The sequence below is a fragment of the Microvirga medicaginis genome (genome assembly GCF_052658925.1).
Map to the genome: position 1 here is coordinate 34,748 of NZ_JBQWEL010000030.1, position 18,658 is coordinate 53,405.

Annotated in this window: 18 protein-coding genes and 2 pseudogenes; 6 read left to right on the forward strand and 14 right to left on the reverse strand. The window is 60.0% G+C overall.

Annotated elements, in window-relative coordinates:
- Positions 1–19: 19 nt before the first annotated feature.
- The gene (locus ACUXUR_RS24665) at positions 20–457 is read right to left on the reverse strand and encodes an Lrp/AsnC family transcriptional regulator (protein WP_445504991.1); all 438 of its coding nucleotides are present in this window, start codon (positions 455–457) and stop codon (positions 20–22) included.
- A 124-nt stretch (positions 458–581) separates the two neighbouring features.
- On the opposite strand from ACUXUR_RS24665, the gene rocF reads away from it, so the two are divergent.
- Positions 582–1,535, forward strand: coding sequence for an arginase (gene rocF / locus ACUXUR_RS24670; RefSeq protein WP_445504992.1), 954 nt, complete (start codon positions 582–584; stop codon positions 1,533–1,535).
- The gene (locus ACUXUR_RS24675) at positions 1,532–2,590 is read left to right on the forward strand and encodes an ornithine cyclodeaminase (protein WP_445504993.1); all 1,059 of its coding nucleotides are present in this window, start codon (positions 1,532–1,534) and stop codon (positions 2,588–2,590) included. Before rocF ends, ACUXUR_RS24675 begins: the two co-directional genes overlap by 4 nt.
- Positions 2,591–2,628: 38 nt before the next feature.
- On the opposite strand, the gene ACUXUR_RS24680 is transcribed toward ACUXUR_RS24675, so the two are convergent.
- From ACUXUR_RS24680 to ACUXUR_RS24700, 5 genes and pseudogenes are all read right to left on the reverse strand, one after another.
- A complete protein-coding gene (locus ACUXUR_RS24680) occupies positions 2,629–3,867 on the reverse strand; it encodes an NAD(P)/FAD-dependent oxidoreductase (RefSeq protein ID WP_445504994.1) in 1,239 nt (412 codons plus the stop codon).
- A 91-nt stretch (positions 3,868–3,958) separates the two neighbouring features.
- Positions 3,959–4,663, reverse strand: a pseudogene (locus tag ACUXUR_RS24685) (ABC transporter permease); the annotation flags it as partial.
- 4 nt (positions 4,664–4,667) lie between these two features.
- Positions 4,668–5,381: an ABC transporter permease gene (locus ACUXUR_RS24690; protein ID WP_445504995.1), complete on the reverse strand. Its 714-nt coding sequence runs from the start codon at positions 5,379–5,381 to the stop codon at positions 4,668–4,670.
- Positions 5,382–5,467: 86 nt separating this feature from the next.
- Complete coding sequence (locus ACUXUR_RS24695) at positions 5,468–6,229, reverse strand: ABC transporter substrate-binding protein (RefSeq protein ID WP_445504996.1); 762 nt, start codon at positions 6,227–6,229, stop codon at positions 5,468–5,470.
- A 50-nt stretch (positions 6,230–6,279) separates the two neighbouring features.
- Entirely contained in the window at positions 6,280–7,143 is an 864-nt protein-coding gene (locus tag ACUXUR_RS24700) for a MurR/RpiR family transcriptional regulator (RefSeq protein WP_445504997.1), read from the reverse strand.
- Positions 7,144–7,493: 350 nt separating this feature from the next.
- Between ACUXUR_RS24700 and ACUXUR_RS24705 the strand changes: the two genes are divergently transcribed.
- Positions 7,494–8,957 (forward strand): sensor domain-containing diguanylate cyclase, encoded by a 1,464-nt coding sequence (locus ACUXUR_RS24705; RefSeq protein ID WP_445504998.1) that lies wholly within the window; start codon positions 7,494–7,496, stop codon positions 8,955–8,957.
- A 79-nt stretch (positions 8,958–9,036) separates the two neighbouring features.
- Here ACUXUR_RS24705 and ACUXUR_RS24710 read toward each other — a convergent pair whose 3' ends face one another.
- Positions 9,037–9,399, reverse strand: a complete 363-nt coding sequence (locus ACUXUR_RS24710; protein ID WP_445504999.1) for a hypothetical protein — start codon at positions 9,397–9,399, stop codon at positions 9,037–9,039.
- A 583-nt stretch (positions 9,400–9,982) separates the two neighbouring features.
- On the opposite strand from ACUXUR_RS24710, the gene ACUXUR_RS24715 reads away from it, so the two are divergent.
- Entirely contained in the window at positions 9,983–10,414 is a 432-nt protein-coding gene (locus ACUXUR_RS24715) for a hypothetical protein (RefSeq protein ID WP_445505000.1), read from the forward strand.
- A 479-nt stretch (positions 10,415–10,893) separates the two neighbouring features.
- Positions 10,894–11,313, forward strand: coding sequence for a hypothetical protein (locus ACUXUR_RS24720; RefSeq protein WP_445505001.1), 420 nt, complete (start codon positions 10,894–10,896; stop codon positions 11,311–11,313).
- Between the two features lie 354 nt (positions 11,314–11,667).
- Here ACUXUR_RS24720 and ACUXUR_RS24725 read toward each other — a convergent pair.
- The 7 genes and pseudogenes from ACUXUR_RS24725 to ACUXUR_RS24755 all read right to left on the reverse strand — a co-directional run.
- Positions 11,668–11,808 (reverse strand): annotated as a pseudogene (locus ACUXUR_RS24725) (IS5/IS1182 family transposase); the annotation flags it as partial.
- A 630-nt stretch (positions 11,809–12,438) separates the two neighbouring features.
- On the reverse strand, positions 12,439–13,521 hold the full coding sequence (locus ACUXUR_RS24730) for an alanine racemase (protein ID WP_445505002.1): 1,083 nt from the start codon (positions 13,519–13,521) through the stop codon (positions 12,439–12,441).
- 10 nt (positions 13,522–13,531) lie between these two features.
- Positions 13,532–13,993, reverse strand: coding sequence for a RidA family protein (locus ACUXUR_RS24735; protein ID WP_445505003.1), 462 nt, complete (start codon positions 13,991–13,993; stop codon positions 13,532–13,534).
- Between the two features lie 41 nt (positions 13,994–14,034).
- Positions 14,035–14,796: an amino acid ABC transporter ATP-binding protein gene (locus ACUXUR_RS24740; protein ID WP_445505004.1), complete on the reverse strand. Its 762-nt coding sequence runs from the start codon at positions 14,794–14,796 to the stop codon at positions 14,035–14,037.
- 11 nt (positions 14,797–14,807) lie between these two features.
- Positions 14,808–15,461: an amino acid ABC transporter permease gene (locus ACUXUR_RS24745; RefSeq protein ID WP_445505005.1), complete on the reverse strand. Its 654-nt coding sequence runs from the start codon at positions 15,459–15,461 to the stop codon at positions 14,808–14,810.
- Positions 15,462–15,478: 17 nt separating this feature from the next.
- Positions 15,479–16,138 carry an amino acid ABC transporter permease gene (locus tag ACUXUR_RS24750; RefSeq protein ID WP_445505006.1) on the reverse strand — a complete coding sequence of 220 codons (660 nt, stop codon included), beginning with the start codon at positions 16,136–16,138 and terminating at the stop codon, positions 15,479–15,481.
- Between the two features lie 19 nt (positions 16,139–16,157).
- A complete protein-coding gene (locus ACUXUR_RS24755) occupies positions 16,158–17,009 on the reverse strand; it encodes a transporter substrate-binding domain-containing protein (RefSeq protein WP_445505007.1) in 852 nt (283 codons plus the stop codon).
- Positions 17,010–17,129: 120 nt separating this feature from the next.
- On the opposite strand from ACUXUR_RS24755, the gene ACUXUR_RS24760 reads away from it, so the two are divergent.
- Entirely contained in the window at positions 17,130–17,933 is an 804-nt protein-coding gene (locus ACUXUR_RS24760; protein ID WP_445505008.1) for an IclR family transcriptional regulator, read from the forward strand.
- Positions 17,934–18,658 lie beyond the last annotated feature (725 nt).

Here is an 18,658-nt window from a genome sequence, read left to right on the forward strand (position 1 = left end):
TTCTTGCAAAGCTCGCGCCTCACAGCCGGGCACGGGTGCTACGCGGGGTTGCCAGCAGCAGATTGGTCTCCGAGGCTATCACGCCGGGGATCAGGCGAATACGTCTCAAGATACCATCGAAATCGGACAGATTGGCCGCACCGAGTTCGACGACGAGGTCCCATTTCCCGTTCGTGGTGTGAATGGCGCTGACCTCTGGAAAACCGCCCAAAGCATCGACCACCCGATCCGCGGCGCGTCCCTCCACTTCGATCAGCATGATGCCGCGTACCGGCAGCGAAACCGCATCTGCCCGCAGGATCACCGTATAGCCCACGATATCACCCGAACGCTCCAGGCGCTCCATTCGCGAACGCACCGTGGCGCGGGAGACATCCAGCTCAAGCGCAAGATCGGACACACTGCGCCGGCCATTATGGCGCAAAAGCGTAACGAGGCGCTGGTCGAGATCGTCCATAACTGTCACTTTGGAAAAGAAAGCTCACCAAAGTGGTCAATCATCCTACTCCATTTGTCAAACTACACTGTTCAAATCGCCAAGCGCCTCCCCTAGCTTGGCAAACCTGATCCGGAGATGACGAATGACGCAGAAGCCCTGCCTTCTTTTTGGGGTGCCCGTTCAGGAAGGTGCCGGCCGGCTTGGCTGCGATATGGGCCCCAGCGCCTTTCGCACAGCCGGTCTTGCGACGGAGTTGACCAGCCTGGGCTACACGGTCGAAGACCGCGGCAATATCCTGCCTGCGCCGCTGCGTGAGCTGCGCCATGAAAACGGAGCCATCAAGGCGTTGCCGGAAACGGTTGCCTGGACCGAGGCCATTGCCGAGGCAGCCTACAGGGCGAGCGGCGAAGGCATGCCCATCTTCCTGGGCGGCGACCACAGCCTCTCGGCCGGCTCGATGACGGGTCTTGCCCGCCGCGCGGCGGAGGAAGGCCGCGAGTTCTTCGTGCTGTGGCTCGACTCGCACCCGGATTTCCACACCCTCGAGACGACGACCAGCGGCAACCTGCACGGCGTGCCCATGGCCTATGCCACGGGGCGTGACGGCTTCGACGGCTACTTTCCCAAAGTTCACGCGCCGATCAAGCCTGAGAATGTCTGCATGGTAGGCATCCGCAGTGTCGATCCGGCCGAGCGCAAGGCGCTTGTGACCACGGGCGTAACGATCCATGACATGCGCGCCATCGACGAGAACGGCGTCGCGCCTCTGCTCGATGCGTTTCTCAAGCGCGTCGCGGAGGCCGACGGTATTCTTCACGTGAGCCTCGACGTGGACTTCCTCGATCCAAGCATCGCACCGGGCGTCGGCACGACAGTACCCGGCGGCGCCACCTTCCGTGAAGCGCATCTCATCATGGAGATGCTGCACGACAGCGGCCTCGTGAGAAGCCTCGATCTCGTCGAACTCAACCCCTTCCTGGACGAGCGCGGCCGCACGGCCCTGCTCATGGTCGATCTCGCCTCAAGCCTCATGGGCCGCCGCGTCCTCGACCGCCCTACCCAGAGCTACCGCCACACTCCCAAAGTGACATCATGATTCCGAAACTCAACATCGTCCCCTTCGTCAGTGTCGATCACATGATGAAGCTCGTTCTCACCGTCGGCGTGGAGCGCTTCCTGATCGAACTGGCCGAGTACATCGAAACCGATTTCCGCCGCTGGGAACTGTTCGACAAGACCCCGCGCGTGGCCTCGCACAGCCGCGAGGGCGTGATCGAGCTGATGCCCACCAGCGACGGCGAAGTTTATGGCTTCAAGTACGTGAACGGACATCCGAAGAACATGCGCGAGGGACGCCAGACCGTGACGGCCTTCGGCGTGCTGGCAGATGTGGGAACAGGCTACCCCGTGCTGCTCACGGAGATGACCATCCTCACGGCGCTTCGCACCGCCGCGACCTCGGCTGTAGCAGCCAAGTATCTCGCGCCGAAGAATGCGCGCACCATGGCCATCATCGGCAACGGCGCCCAGGCAGAGTTCCAGGCCATGGCCTTCAAGGCACTTCTCGGCATCGACCGCTTACGGCTCTACGATATCGATCGGGCGGCGAGCACCAAATGCGCGCGCAACCTTGCCGGCATGGGTTTCGACATGACGATCTGCAGCACCATCGAGGAAGCGATGGAGGGTGCCGAGATCGTCACGACCGTCACAGCCGACAAGCAGAACGCCACGATCCTCACCGACAACATGGTCGGCTCGGGCCTGCACATCAACGCGGTCGGCGGCGACTGCCCGGGCAAGACGGAGCTTCACGCCGACATCCTGAAGCGTTCCGATATCTTCGTGGAATATCCGCCGCAGACGCGCATCGAAGGTGAGATCCAGCAGCTCGCGCCCGATCACCCGGTGACGGAGCTATGGCGCGTGATGACAGGCCAAGAGACAGGCCGTGCGAATGAAAGGCAGATCACGCTGTTCGACTCCGTGGGCTTCGCCATCGAGGACTTCTCGGCTCTGCGCTATGTGAAGCGGCAGATCGAGCAGACCGGTCTTTACGAGGAACTCGACCTCGTCGCCGATCCCGACGATCCGCGCGATCTCTTCGGCATGCTGCTTCGCGCAGCAGTCGCAACGCCGACCGCAGCTTGAAGAGAAAGAGCCTGATCATCGATCAGGCCCTTTTCATTTCAGAACCGATCCGCGCGATAAGGCGAGGGATCGCAGAACGGCGCATCACCAACCATCATCTCGGCGAGCAGACGGCCTGAGACGGGCCCGAGCGTCAGCCCGTGATGGGCATGGCCGAAGCAGAACCACAGGCCCTGGTGGCGGGGTGCAGCGCCGATCACGGGCCGCATGTCGGGCAGGCAGGGCCTGCGCCCGAGCCACGGCTTAGGTTCTACCCGCTCGCCCAAGGGGAACAGGTTGCGGGCAAGAGCCTCCGCCAGACCGAGCTGGCGCGCATCCTCCGGCGCATCGAAGCCCGCAAGCTCGATACCTGTGGTGAGCCGGATGCCTTTGGACATCGGCGTCAACACATAACCGCCCTCGAAATCGAGAACCGGCTGGTTGAGCCTGGCCTCTCCTTTCGAGCCGTAATGCATGTGGTAGCCGCGTTTCACGCCAAGCGGAATGCGGTAGCCGAGCGGTTTGAAGATCCGGTCGGACCATGGGCCGAGGGCAACGACCACCCGCCCCGCAGCAAGCGGCCCGTCCTCCGTCGTCACAACCCAGTCACTCCCGCTCTGCGCGAGCGTACGCGCATCGCCGGATGCAAAGCGTCCGCCTTGTTTTGTGAACAACGCGGCATAGCCTTTTGTGAGCGCCTCCGGGTCCGACACCGTCGTCGGATCGCGCCAGTGGATGGCGCCGATAGGCGCATCCAGCAGGTGAGGCTCACGTGCCTTCAACTCTGCAGGGTCAAGCACATCGTAACGAAGCCCGTATTGCTCGACGTCTTTGGCGGCAGCCAGAGCCTTCTTCCTGCCCTCCTTCGTTCTGAACGTCTCGATCCAACCGCTGCGGCGCAGGAGATGCGTCAAGCCTGCCTTGTCGATCAGCTCATCGTGCTCCGTCACGCAACGCTCGATGAGCGGCAGCATCGCATTTGTGGCCTCAAGCAAACGCTCCGGCGAGGAGTGCAGCCAATACTGGAAGAGCCACGTACTCATCTTGGGCAGATGCGCAAGGCGGTAGCGAACCTCCGGCGAGCGATTCAGGCCGTAGCGCAGCAGCACCGGAAGCTGGCGCGGCATGGCGTAGGGGATAACGCTCGCGCGCTCGATGAGCCCGGCATTGCCGTAGCTCGTTTCCTCTCCTGGCGCGCGGCGATCGATGAGGCAGACGGAGCATCCGCGCGATTGCAAGTGAAGCGCGGCAGAGACCCCGACGATTCCTGCGCCGAGCACGATGACGTCATAACGCATGATAAGCGATCTCGACTTAAGCGTTGGGGTTGAGAACGGATTTCGTCATGCGCCTCAGCCAGGTTGCTTGCACAGGCTGCAACTCCCCTGCCCTCAGATGCCGCGTCAGCCGTCTTTCGAGCACGCCCCAGAGCCGCCTGATGCACTCGACGATCAGGAGGTAGAGCACGGCCGCCCACAGATAGAGTTCGAAATTGTACGAACGCGAGAAGGCGAGCTTCGTCACGCCCATGAGATCGTAGATCGTGACGAGAGAAGCGATGGCGCTGGCCTTGACCATGAGGATCAGCTCGTTCCCGAGCGGACGTAAAGCCACGATCATGGCTTGCGGGAAAATGACCTTCACAAAGGTGAGGACCTTATGCATCCCAAGGGCTGCGGCCGCCTCCCGCTGACCTCTCGGCACGGCCTGAATGCCGCCGCGGAAAATTTCCGCCTGATAGGCGGCCGTGTTCAGGGTGAAGGCGAGGAGCGCGCAGTACCAAGCCTCACGGAAGAACCACCAGAGACCGAGATCCGTCCAGAAGGTGCGCAGTGATCCAAGGCCGTAATAGAGCAGGAACAGTTGCGCGAGCAGCGGCGAACCGCGGAAGAAATAGATGTAAGCACGCGCGAACCAGTGCAGGGCACGGTTATCGGACAAACGCGCGAGCCCCAGCAGGAGCCCGAGGGTGCCGCCGAGCGTGAACGAGATCGCCACCAGCTGCGCCGTGACGCCGACGCCTTCAAGGAAGCGCCAGCCGTAGCGGTCGAGGAGATCGAGGTCGATGATAAGACCCAGAAGATCGCGAAACATTCTTCTAGCCCCTCACATGGCCGCGATTGGCGCGACGCTCCAGGAACGTGAAGGCAAGTCCCGACCCCGCCGATAGAAAAAGGTAGATGAAGCAGGCCGCGAGATAGAACACCATCGGCTGCTTCGTTGCGCCCACAGCAAGGTTCGTCTGGCGCATGATGTCGACAAGCGAGATCGTCGAGATCAGCGACGTGTCCTTCAGCAGGGTCAGCCAGTTGTTGGAGAGTCCCGGCAGGGCCGCGCGCATGAGCTGCGGGAAGACGACAAGGCGGAAGGAGAGCCATTTGGAGAGGCCCAGCGCGCTTGCGGCTTCGTACTGCCCTCTCTGAATCGTGTTGAGTGCACCCACCCAGACCTCGCTGGAAAAGGCCGCCAGAACGAGGCCGAAAGCAATCACGCCGGCGAGAAAAGCATTGATCTGAACCTGGCCCTCATAGCCCATCGCCGCCATCACGCGCTGGATGAGGATCTGCCCGCCGTAATAGACGATGAGAAGGGTCAGCAATTCCGGCAGCCCACGGAAGATCGTAGCAAAGACCGTGGCAACGGCCCGCACGCGGGGGCTGCGGGAGCGCGCCATCAGCGCGACGGCAAGGCCGAGAAAAATGCCGACGGGGAGCGTAGTGAGCGCAAGAGTCACCGTCACGAGCGTTCCCGCCGCGAGCGCGCTGCCCCAACCGCCTTCGGAAAAGGAAAGGAGAGAAAACATATCCTGCAATGGACTGACCTTTAAGCAGGGTTCGCGGAAGGCGTCAGCACGGTCGTGCTGGCGCCTTTCGATGTCATATCAATGGTTCGAACGTTTTAGTAGATGTCGAACTCGAAGTACTTGGCTTGAATCTTCTTGTAGGTGCCGTCGGCGACGATGTCCTTGATCGCCTTGTTGAGCTTTTCCTTCAGATCCTTGTCTTCCTTGCGGATTGCAATGCCAGCTTCGGAGGTCGTTCCCTCGATATCGCCGAGCAGCTTGCAGCAATCCTTGCCGGCGTTCTTCAGCCATTCGACGAGCACGAACTTGTCGGCTACGGAAGCGTCCAGACGGCCGTTCGCAAGGTCGGCATTCGCCTCGTCCTGCGTCGGATACAGTTTAGCCGAAGCGCCGGCCTTGCCGTAGACGTCCTCGGCATAGATCGCCTGGGTGGTGGAGGACTGGGCGCCGACGGTCTTGCCTTTCATGGAAGCAGCCGTCGTATCCTTGATCGGCGAGTCCTTCGGCACGGCGACGGAGAGCGGCGTGCGGTAATAACGATCGGTGAAATCGATCTGCTTCTTGCGCTCTTCCGTGATCGTCATCGATGCGACGATGGCGTCATACTTTTTGGCGAGCAGCGCGGGAATGATGCCGTCCCAATCCTGGGCAACGATGGTGCACTTCACCTGCATCTTCTCGCAGAGAGCATTGGCGATATCGATATCGAACCCCTGCAGCTTGTTGTTGGAATCCATGAAGTTGAAGGGCGGATAAGCGCCTTCCGAAGCGATCACGATTTCCTTCTTCTCCTGAGCCGACGCTAGGGACGTCATGCTCAGAATGCAGATTCCTGCTGCGAGAAGCGTCTTGTACATTCTTGTACCCTCTGTTGTTTCGACCTGACCGGTCCTCTCCACGCCTGCCCCTACGGATGCTCCGTATAGCCGACGAATTCGTGATAAAGCGCGGCCGTGGCATTCAGCCGCTCCTCGACTTTCGGGCCGAGCTCGTTGAATACCGCGTTCAGCAAAAGATGCACCAAGGAGAGCATCGGCGCCGTCGATTCCCAGAACAGGTTCAGGTCCGTGGGAATGCGGAACACCTCGCTGGTGCAATCGTCCGCCCAGTCGCAATAGGTGTCGGTCACCAGGGTTACCGGGATGCCACGCTCGTGCGCCTTGCGTGCCAGCAGCCTGGCCTGCCGTGAGTAGCGGCGCGCCTCGAACATCACGAGAGCGGCCCCGCTGTCGCTGCCGAGGATCGCCTCGCCGAAATGGCCGGAAGCTCCGTCAAGCAACTGGACACCATCGCGCAGGTATTGAAGGTTGTGGGCAAGGGAGGCCGCGAGTCCCCTCTCCGTCTGGAAGCCGGCGACATAGATTCGAGGGGCTGTCGCCAAACGCCGGCTTACTGCCTGAAAGGCCGCCGACTGAGCATATTCGTAAACCCGGACGAGAGCGCCGACCTCGAGCTCGAAGCTTCTGGTGAGCTCCCCCAGGTCCTGCCGACTGCGCTTCTGAAACTCTTTCAGTCGATCCCCGATGAGCCAGGGGCTTCCTCCCAGATCCGTCCGCAGATGATCCTTAAGATCCTTCAGGTGCCGATAGCCGATGGAGCGGCAGAAACGCCCCACGGTCAGCTCGCTGACTCCGATCTTGTGGGCGATGGAGGCCGAGGTCTCAAAAGGAAGATCGTTCAGGTTCGCAAGCATGTAGCTCGCCACCGCTCTGCCGGACGCGGTCGCCGTATTCAGGCTCTCTTCCAGGCGCTGCTTCACGTGCCGGCTCACGAAATCCCTCCGCGCGGCCATTAAGACAGCTCTCTGACATAAAAGCAATCTCTGCTATTTTTCTGCCCAAGAACTACAAACAAAAACCTTAGATGCCTGACAATCGACCTGAATTCGAATGATATGACATTTAGATAAACTGTATTCGCTTAACTTGAGCATTCCTGCCGACAAATTAAGTCTCAAACAAATGCCTGCGGTATGTAAAACCTGCGGAATAATTCCTTACTCTATTGTCTATTCCCTTACGTTTCGCCTATAGATTTAATTCAATTAAGGTTGCGTGGCGCTACTCGATGAAACGTCTGTTCTCAGAAGTATTTCTGAACATAGTTGCAGGCGTTATCGCATTGAGCATCCTTGCAATTTCAGCCTACACCTTGTGGATCGACCGCCTGGATACATGGCAAGGGGCGGAACGGTCGTCCCGCAACGTGCTGACCGCCATCGCGCAAGACCTGACCAGTGACCTCGAGCTGCTGGATCTGTCGTTGAAAGGCGTCATGGAGGCGCGGCGCATCGTCGGCTTCGAGAACCTTGCTCCCGACATCCAGTACCGGCTGCTGTTCGATCGCGCAGCCTCGGTGACCTTCATGGGATCCCTCCTGGTTGTGAATGAGTCGGGCGGTCTTATGGCGGATGCAGGTCCGGTCATTGCATCCCGCGATCTGAACGTTGCCGATCGCGACTATTTCAAGATTCACAAAGAGAACAATCACATCGGCCTGTACGTCAGCCGCCCCTTCAAGAGCAAAATCCGAAAGGATGATTTCAGCATCGGCATCAGTCGCCGCCTCTCTCGTCCCAATGGCAGCTTCGAAGGCGTGGTGATGGGGTCGATGCCCCTGTCCGACATCAATCAGTTGTTCAAAGACCTGAGCCTTGGCCAGGAGGGGGCGATCAACCTCTTTCGCAGTGACGGCATCCTGCTGACCCGGCACCCCTTTGACGCAGCCCAAGTCAATCAGGATTTTGGCAGTTCCCCGCATGTGCAGCGCCTCTTGCAGGGAAGATCTGGAACCTTCGAGTCCATCTCCCCCATCGATGGAGTGCGCCGCATCATCTCTTTCGAGCGGCTGGACAGGTATCCTCTCGTTCTCACGGTCGCCTTATCCGTGGACGAGATCTTTGCGACCTGGAGACGGAAAGCCCTCGTACTGGGCGTTCTCACGGCTGCGCTCTGCTCTGCTGTCGTGGGACTGACATTTCTCTTCCAGAGCGAGTTGCGACGCCGCACGAGGGCCGAGACCAAGCTCAGAAGAATCGCCAGAACAGACGATCTATCAGGGTTGCCGAACCGCCGCGGCTTTCGGGAGACGTTCGAGCGCGAGTGGCGTCAGGCGATCCGCTCGGGCTCATCGCTCTCGCTGCTGTATGTCGATGTCGACTGGTTCAAGAGTTTCAACGACCAGTATGGTCATGGAAGGGGCGATGAAGTGCTCCGCACGATTGCCGGCACGCTCGATGCCAGCATTCGCCGTCCGCGGGACGTCGCTGCCCGTTACGGCGGTGAAGAATTCGCCGTCGTCCTTCCCGACACTGATTTAGCGGGCGCTCTGATCATTGCCGAGAGCATCCGCAAGGCCATCCTGGCACTGGGCATTATTCATGAGGGCAGCCCCTACCAGTTCGTGACGGTCAGCATCGGGGCCGCATCGGCCAGACCGGCTCGCGGAAGCAATGGCTCATATCTCCAGGAGGCATCAGATAGAGCTCTCTACGATGCCAAGGCGGCAGGCCGAAACTGCATTCGCCCGCCCGCTGCAGATGAGATCGGCTCGCCCAGGCGGCATCTCCAAGATATGATTTCCTGAGACTGACCCTGCCCTGGGATGCAATTCCAGCCAGAAGCCCTCTCACATCCTGCCGATGGAAAGAACGAACAGATAGCCGTCAAGCAGCACGCAGAGTAACGGATTCACGACACCCCCGCTGGTCGTCCAATTCGCATTGTTCCAGAGCACCTCTCAGCCGGCGGTGAAATCGCAAGTGAGCCTCCGTGAGAAGGCGCTGTTTCCTGGCAGGTGGCAGAGAGCCCACGTGACTGTCGCGCACGAACCTCTCAGCGGCGGCATAAAGATCGTCAGCGGCGACCTCAAGTCCCGGATTGCGCTCGAGCATGCTGATCGTGTCGACGAGAAGCGCCGTCAGATCACGCAGGTGAATTGCTCCACCCCCTCTTTCGATACCGGCCAGAACACGCTCGATCGTGCTGAGTTTATCGTTCATTTCTGCGGCAGAGATTATGGATGTCATAGGCGCTCGTCAGTGGAAGGACCAAGCCATGGACCGATCATCGGCTCCATGTTGAGAATGTTCCAGCATGGTTAACCGCGCGTTAACACGACGGCACTGGGATCTCCGCATGGGAAACAATCGCGTTCGAGAGTTGTCACGTTCTGCTCGTGCGTCCACGGACATTTACGATTAAAGCCGAGATGGTTCGTGGCACCGTCGGTGGATCAGACAAAACATTAGCTAATGGGATGGATCGATCGTGCTTACCGCCCGCTTCGCGGGAGGGGGGCCCCAGCATGAGGATCCAATCCGCCTGGATGAACTCATTGCCGTCATTCCGTGCCAGAAGCTCTCACCGTCGCAAATCGCGGCTCGTCCGGGGGGCCGCACACGGTGGCACCGGGAGTTCAGGCGCGAGCCAGTTCGTCCCTGCATCCGCGCCGGTTCTTATTCGTCATCTCGCAGATGGTCCTGGAGAGTCCGGAGCCGTGGTCTAGAGGTCGCCGCTATGCGGCGGGTCTTGCCCAACAAAAGTACAATTTGCAGGTACGCTACTCGCCCTAGAACTCTTCTATGCCAAACAAGAAGAAAAGGTAAGTAGATGAAACTGTCAGTTGGCGACAAGGTGCGTGCGTATTTTTATCCACCCAAGACGACACACAGTTTCGTTGAAGGTATCATCGACCGCAACGAGATTAATACTTTCAGAGGTCTCGGTTTTTCGCTCCAGGTGACGCGAGAAGTCGTTCTAGGGCACGAGCTCACAACTCCTCGGAGCCTGCCTTACATCATCGCCTACGAGAAGGAAGATGACTTCGAGGGCCGGATCGAAGTTTTGCAGCCCGCCGGCCAGCTCCCCTCAGAGCCGGTAATCGAGGTTGTGTCCGGAGTTGAAGCAAATCATGCGACCAAGGCACAGCCCGACGAAATCCCCGAGGAACTTAGCCCGCTTCTTGAGACGCGGGTTGAGGCGGAAATCCAATCAGAGCCCCAGAAGCGGGGCTGGAGGCGGCTGTTCAACCGGGCGGCCTGACGAACGGCGATCCGCCTGAAGCGACTTGAAGCCGGGAAGTTCATTTCATTGAGAAGATGCCGATCATCCGCAAGGGGGCAAAGAGCCAAGAAAAGCAGGGCCAATGAAGGTCCGCTAGCCAGCCGAATTTGGAATTCTGGATAAGGTCCGCCTCGTCCCAGAACAAGATGTTTGATCAAGGATTGGGGGATCGGAACCGCGCCCGACAGGCGTCGTTCCAATGCTGCGGAGATCCGGGAGACAAACAATGGGCAAAGGAAGCAAGAAGCACCGAAGCAGCACGAAGAGGAACAAGCTTCGCGAGAAAGCCAAGAGGCTGATCAGCGAAGGGAGGAAGCTGACAGGAAGGCTTCTGAGATACGACCATCGCGGTAAGACAGGTTGATCGACAAAGGGGAGCAGTGCCCAAGGTCGCGTTTTCCGTTGCTAGGCCTGTGTCGGGACCTCAACCGCTTGCCAAACTGCAGCGTTGACAAGGCATGCAATTCATCTGCGACGCCCCTGAGCAAACAAGCTGGTTCCGGATCGAGACGGAGGGCGAAGCCATCCTTGAGTCGCAGATCATGGGCCATGCGGTTGAGAAGCATTTTCGCCAAGCCTGGGATGCGGCAACAGCAACCTACCGCTCAACCGCCAGCCACTTCATTGAGCAGAACATTGGTCTCAAGGCTTACGTGCAGCGGACCATGCCCGTGTTTCTGACCTTGCGCGATGCGGAGGGCAATGGCTTGGCAACAGCCATGCTTCCGCCCGGCGGACGCAATGACCCATCCTTCAAGATCATTATTGTTGGACCTGAGAATCGGGATCCCTACCCGGATCATGGGGAGGCTATTCGCAAGCTCGGAGAGCACTTTGGTCTCATCCTCGATCGTAACCGGTGCTATCCCTATCGATGACCAGGTCCTCCTGGAAATGAACTACGTGCTCCATCGCGGAATGCCACTGCGGGTCAGGCTCTGAAGATCCCCTGCCCTTCAGGAGCGCCTCCTGTTCTATCCCTAAGCAGAGATCCAAGAAGTGCCATAGCAGACCTTTATGATTGTCCAGCATCCGTTCTCTTAAGCAACTCCTCCGATCGGTATCACGCTGGCTAGCTGGACATTAGTGCATCGTGCGGACCCAGCGGGCCGCGCTAGCGAAAAGTGGACCCGGTTTTCCGCGCAAACGATGCGCTACTCCAGAGAGGAAGCATCGGATCAAATCCCAAAAGTGGATTCCACTTTTTTCGTCCGAGGCTCTCGGTAGAGGACTCATTTGCTCCACTCGGATGTGACGGCGATCAGCGCAAGGTCCGCGAGATAGTTGCGGGCCAACCGGTCGAAGCGGGTTGCAATCCGCCGCCAGTTCTTCAAGCGGCAGAACAGTCGTTCGATCAGGTTGCGGCGGCGATAGGCGGTGCGATCGAGCGGATACGGTACAGCGCAGTTGGCCGAAGAGGGAATGACCGCCTTGATCCGGCGCTACGGCCGTGATCGAGGGACCAAGCGTCTTCCCGGCAATGAGCGTCACTCCGACAACAGTCATGAAAGGCAGCACGGAAAGGAATGTCCCACGCGCGCTTCTTTGGAACAACCCGTATGGTTGCGGCGGAAAACCTCCGTGCAAGCGGTATAGCGAGAGCATATGCCGCCATGTTCAACGCAAGCACACCACCAAGAGACCACTGCCTTCTGAGAATGATCCCTATCGCGATGGCCTAGCCCCCCAAGGCAGAGCCGACACTCGCCAAGACCCCCAACCGTTGGGCGCCAGCAGCACAAACAACCATGTAGAAGACCGTCTCCGTCCTTGCCTACGATGGACATGATCATGCCAATCAGAAGCAGAGTCTCAGGAAGCCAGCTCCCCTCATCATGGCTTTAACGATGTCACAGGGCAGGAGTCAAAGATGCATCTGCTCACGCCACTTCCTGGAAACAGATCTCTCGATCTGCCTTGGAGCAACCCGACCAGAGGCCCTGATGAGGAAAACTGAAGCCGGCAATTTCGCTCAGGAGCAGAACCGGCTTTCCGTGAGCGATCTAGGTAAGCTGTCCCCGCGCCTCGACCGGAATCTCGCCGACGATTTCGCCCCCGCGGACGGCGACCAAGCGGTCCACCATATTGACCACCACGCACACGTGGTTCGGGACAACCCGGATGATATCGCCCACCTTCGGGCGGTCGTTGCAGCGTGACAGATCGAGGAACCCGTGCTCCTCCGCAAACCGGGCGATCTGCGCTTCCGGATGCTCCAGAATGAGCCCGTGCCCCTCGAGCCCACCCGTGTCGCTGGTGAGCGTCTTCGAGCCGGAATCGAGAATGCCGCGCTCGGGCCCTGCCCGGCTCACCACCGTGGCGTAGACGGTCAGCGCACAATCCTCCAACCGCGCCATGCCGGCCGCCAGCATCATGCGGTCGTTGAACACATAGGTGCCCGCCCGGTGCTCCGTCACACCTTTGATCTTGCCGAGATCGACGAGGTTGGGCGTACCACCGGATGACACAATCCGCGGTTCGAGGCCGAATTCCCGCACGCCCGCCGTGGCGGCATCGAGAAAAGCCTGCGTCTCGGAGATCGCGCTTTCCGGCGGATAGAGCATGAAGCCGGCGAAGGAGAGACCCGGGCGGGAGGCGATGTCACGGGCAAGGGCCACCGCCTCGGCGACCGTCTCAACGCCCGCGCGCTTGCGGCCAGTATCGCACTCGACCACCACGTCCAGGTTGCGACCGGCAATGGCGGCGGCCTGAGGTAGACCCGCGACGACGGTCGGGTTGTCGGCTGCAACCGTGACCTTGGTGCGCGACAGCAAGCGGCCGAGGCGACCAAGTTTATGTTCGCCGAGGATGTTGTACGAGATCAGGATATCGTCCAGACCGGCCGCGGCCATGACCTCAGCCTCACCGAGCTTCTGGCAGGTGATGCCGCGCGCGCCAGCGTCGCGCTGCATGGCGGCGATGAGCGGGCTCTTGTGCGTCTTGACATGCGGCCGATTGGCGACGCCCACCGCATCGCACAGGGCCTGTACCCGTGCGATGTTGCGCTCGACCACGTCCAAGTCGACCACCACCGCGGGCGTCCCGAAGCGGCGCGCGATCTCCTCTTTGAGGTTTTGGACTCTCATGACGCCCCCATCAATCCCTGACCTGAAAAATGACTTCGATCTCGACCGTCATCCGGTTGGGCAGAGACCCCATTCCGACGGCCGAGCGGGCATGCCGTCCGACGTCGCCCAATACGTCGACGAGAAGATCGGAGCAACCGTTGATGACCTTGGGATGATCAGAGAAGTCCGGCTCGGCGTTGACCATGCCGAGCAGCTTCACCACCGCCTCAATGCGGCTGAGCTCGCCCAAAGCCGATTTCGCGACCGCCAGCAGATTGAGTCCGGTCAGGCGGGCATCCTCATAGCCTTGCTCGATGGTCGCATCGCGCCCGAGACGGCCCGGCCGGTAGGTACCGTCGGCTCGCTTGGGACCCTGGCCAGAGAGATAAAGGAGATTTCCGGCAAAGCGGTAAGGCACATAGTTGGCCACCGGCACAGGGGCGTCGGGTAGGACAAGACCAAGGGAGGCGAGTTTCTCTTCAGGTGTCATCAATGAATCTTTCTCAATTTAGCAGTTATATATCCAGCGCATCAGGTCCGGGCACTGCGCAGGAATTCCGCCAAGCGGGGGCTCTTGGGATTACCGAATATCTCCGAAGGCGGACCTTGCTCGGCGATCTGCCCTTGCTCCATGAACACGACACGATGCGAGACATCCCGCGCAAAGCGCATCTCGTGCGTGACGATCAGGAGCGTTGCCCCCTCCTCCGCTAAGCTCTTGACCGTCAGGAGGACTTCCTGAACCAGCTCTGGGTCGAGCGCCGAGGTGATTTCATCGAGCAGCACCAGCTTCGGGTTCATCGCCAGCGCTCGGGCGATGGCGACACGCTGCTGTTGCCCCCCAGATAATTGACTGGGATAGTGGTCGACACGTTGGGAAAGACCAACGCGACCGAGCCACTTCTCGGCGATGGCGCGTGCCTCGTCCTTGGAGAAGCCGCGGACCTTTCTCAGGCCGAGCATGACATTTCCGGCAGCGGTCAAATGTGGAAAAAGGTTGAAGCTCTGGAAAACCATGCCGGTCATGGACCGCTGGCGCGACAACTCCCGGTCCGACAGGCGGCGGCGGCTGCCATCGATGCGATAACCGATCGACTCGCCATCGAGCAGGATTTGACCATCGTCAAACTCCTCCAGCAGGTTCACGCACCGCAGGAGCGTCGTCTTGCCGGATCCGCTCGACCCGATGATCGAGACGACGTCCCGCTCGTTGACGTCGAGGTCGACGCCCTTGAGGACCTCGACATTATGAAAGCGCTTGCGCAACGCCTTGATCTGCAGAAGAGGACGCACATGAAGCTCCATTAACGAACGGCGACACGCCGCTCCAGTGCCTTGCCGGCCTGCTCAATGCCGAGATTGACCAGGAGGTAAAGGAGACCTGCGAAGAGATAGAAGTCGAGCGTCATGAAGTTTCGCCCGACGATCTCCTGCGTTTTAAGCAGCAGCTCGCCGACGCCGATGACAGACAGGAGTGTCGAGGCCTTCACGAGCTCGGCACCGGTATTGATCCACGTCGGCAGGATCGAGCGGAGCGCCTGAGGCAAGAGCACGTAGGCCAGGATCTGCGGAAATGTCAGGCCGATGCTGCGCGCCGCTTCCGTCTGGCCGATCGGGACCGACTGCAAGGCACCGCGGACGATCTCGCCGATATGCGACCCGCAGAACAAGGTCAGCGCCAGGAGACCGGCCTGGAAAGCGCTGAGCTGGAGGCCGATGACGGACGGAATATAGAATGACGCGAGGATGAGCACGAGCACCGGCGTGCCCCTCATTACGTCCACATAGGCTCGGCACAGGAGCCGAAGGACCAGTGGCCCGTAGACGAGAAGAATGCCGATCGCCAAGCCCAGGACCGTTCCGAGCAAAATCGAAACCATTGATGTCTCGATGGTGCGGATAAAGCCCTCGAGCAGAGCGTCCCGGGCCATCCACAATTCCCTGAGGAATATCTCCATGTCGCTCTCCTGCTAGCCTAGAATTTTGGGAAGCGACGCTCGAGGCTGCGCAGGCCCGCGGCGATGATGAGGCAAGTGGCGACGTAGAGGCCGCTCGCCACGATCCACGTCTCGACGACCCGGAAGCTCTCGACATTGATCTTGCGCGCCTGAAACGTCAGCTCCGGGATCGCGATGGCCGCCGCGATGGACGTATCCTTGAACAGCGAGATGAAGGTGCTGCCGAGCGCAGGCAGCGCATTGCGCAGCATGATTGGCATTATAACGTAGATGCTCGTCTGGAACCGCGTCAGGCCAATTGCGCGACCAGCCTCGACGACGCCCCTCGGAACTGATACGAGCCCGGCGCGGAACACTTCGGTCAGATAGGCTCCCGCGTAGATTGCGAGCGATGCGACGAAGCTCTGAACCTTGTCGAGCCTGATTCCGTACTCGGGAAGTGCGAAATAGGCTAAGAGCACGATGACAAGGATCGGCAGGTTGCGGATCACGGTCACGTAGGCACCGGCGATCCTCCTCCCGGTCTTCGATGGACCAACGCTCGCGAACCCGCCGATAAAGCCGATGACGGTGCCGATCGATACCGCTGCTAGCGCGAGGCCCAAACCGAAGGCGAGCCCCGACAAGAGCTTGTCGAGGTTCGCCCAGATGACAGCGAAATTGAGCGTATAGCCCATGGGGGTAACGTCTGCGCTCTTAACGCAGTTCGCTCGGGAAGCCGATCTTTGGCTCAGGAGGGGCCTCGCCGAACCACCGCTGGAACGCAGCCTTGTAGTCTGCGAACTCGACGCCCGTCATCGCTTCGCGCAGCGCGATGTTGACGAAGTTAAGCCAATCCGGATCGCCCTGCCTGACCGCGCAGGAATAGGTCTGCGGATTCCAGCCGTAGCCGGCGTCCTGATAGCGGCCCTCGTTCTGCTTCATGAACCAACGCAGGGAGGACATGTCGGTCGCCGCCGCGTCGGCGCGCCGCGAGTTGAGCGCCTGATAGATCAGATCGACACTGTCGTACTGATCGACCTTCGCATCCGGCAGAGCCTGGTGAACCATCTCCTCAGCGTAGACGTTCTGCAGTACCGCAACCGTGACCTTGTTTCCGGCGGCCTTCAGCGCATCGTAACTCGCATAGGAGCCGCCCTTCAGAAGCAGGAGGCCGACGCCCTCCCGATAGTAGGGAAGCGTGAAGGCGACCTGCTGGGCGCGGGCGGCTGTCACGGTCATAAACTGGCAAGTGATGTCGACCTTGCCCGTTGTTATGTTGGGAATCCGCGCGTCCGATGCCTGCGTCACGAACTCGACCTTGTTCGGGTCGTTGAACAGCCCCTTGGCGACGATCTTGGCGATGTCAACGTCGAAGCCAGCCAGTTGCCCCTTCTCATCGCGGAAGTGCCACGGCGGGTTCGTGCTTCCAGTCCCGACGATCAGCTTTCCGCGCTGAAGCACTTCCTGAAGCTTGCTCTGGGCCTGTGCCTGTGCCGCGCCCATGATGCCCGCGGTGATCGCGAGGGCACTCAGCCCTACCAGTAGTCCTCTAACAGTCTTCGACATGCCGTTCCCCTTTTATAGAGTCCGATATATCAGACAACAGTCTTGTATTTCGGACAACGCGAGGCTAGACCCGTTGGTGTTTCGCCGCAAGAGCTCAATGGTGATCGTGAAGGTTCTGGAATGGATGATTTGACCCGCCGCTCTTCCAAAGATGCACCTCAGCCGCCGGCCTCCCCGTCCGGCGAGCGGCAGCGCGGCATCGACAGGGTCATCAGCCTGCTTGAGGCGCTTCTGCGACAGCGGGCACCGACGCGCATCGGCGACATTGCGCGCCTCATCAACGCCCCCCGCTCGACCACCTACGAGATCGTTAACCGGCTCATCGAGGCCGACATCCTGGAGAATGTCGGCACAGAAGGTCACGTCTATTTCGGAAAAACCTCGCATCTGTTCGGCCGCGCCTATGCGGATGCGAATCCATTCTATCGAAGATGTAGAGAGGCGCTGGATCGCCTTGTGGCGGAGACCGGAGCAACGGCGCAACTCTGCGCCTTGCGAGGACGCAAGTACGTCGTTATCGACTCGCGGGACGGAACGGGGCTGTTCCGCATCACAACGGATGTCGGGGTCGAAGTTCCGATCCCGTGGACCGCATCTGGTAGGCTCCTTCTCGATCACATGAGCGCTGAGGCTATCGAGGGCTTCGTGCCGCCCGAGGACTTTCGGCTCCCTGATGGCCGCCTCCTCGATCTCGACAGCTTCCTGCAGGAAGTCGCCAAGGCACGCTGCGATGGTTACTGCGTGACAGCTGGATTGGCGGACCGCTTTACCTGTTGCCTCGCCGCTCCCATTCGCAATCACTCAGGCGTTGTGGTTGCAACCGTATGCTTCACCGTCCCAGTGGATACGGCGCCCGATACGCGCAAAGCGCTGCTCACGCGGCTCCTGGCAAGCGCCCAGGAGCTTTCAGAAAGCACCGCATAAGAAATCCCAAGCCTTCCTCAAGCGGAAGGGCAGCTTTGGGTCGAGGCCTCCACGAGTGAACACGGGCACCTTGAAGGAGGAGTGGTCCGATACGGGCTTCGCACCAAAGGTGAACAACGGTTGCCGCTAAGGCTAAAAATTCAAGTCCGCTCGGGAATAATGCACCAGCCTGAAGCGTCTAGAATGGTAGTTCCGCGCTGCAATTCCTGAACAGCCGCTTGGAGTTCACCCAATGTCTCGACCTGTCTCCAAGAGATCCAGTGATCCGTTTGAAGGTCTGCAGTTGCCTATGGGCGCCTGGAAGGCGCTTGAGGACGCCAACATCACGAGCCTTCAGCAACTTAAAGCCATGGCTCCCTTCATCGAACAGGTACCGTCCATTGGGCCGGATATCGCTCGCGCGATCAATGATAGCCTCGACCGGTTGGCTGTTAAGAGAACCGTCCGGGTCAGGTTCGTATGCCCCAAGCGTTCCCGTCGCCAGAACTGACACGCCAGCGTTTTTAGCGCGAGTGGAACGGTCCTGTCTTGGAATCGGCCATGCTGAAGGTGTGGCATGTTCGGTGCTCTGAGCCCCTGGTGGCTCAATCATCTGGGGCGTTGCTAGCTGCCTGATAACCTGGATGACGGCCTCAGGCAGGTCGGGATTAGCGAGATAAACCGCCTCTTCGGGAAGATTATCCGGGCCAAGCCGTTCTCGTTCCTACGTAATCGTAGACCACATA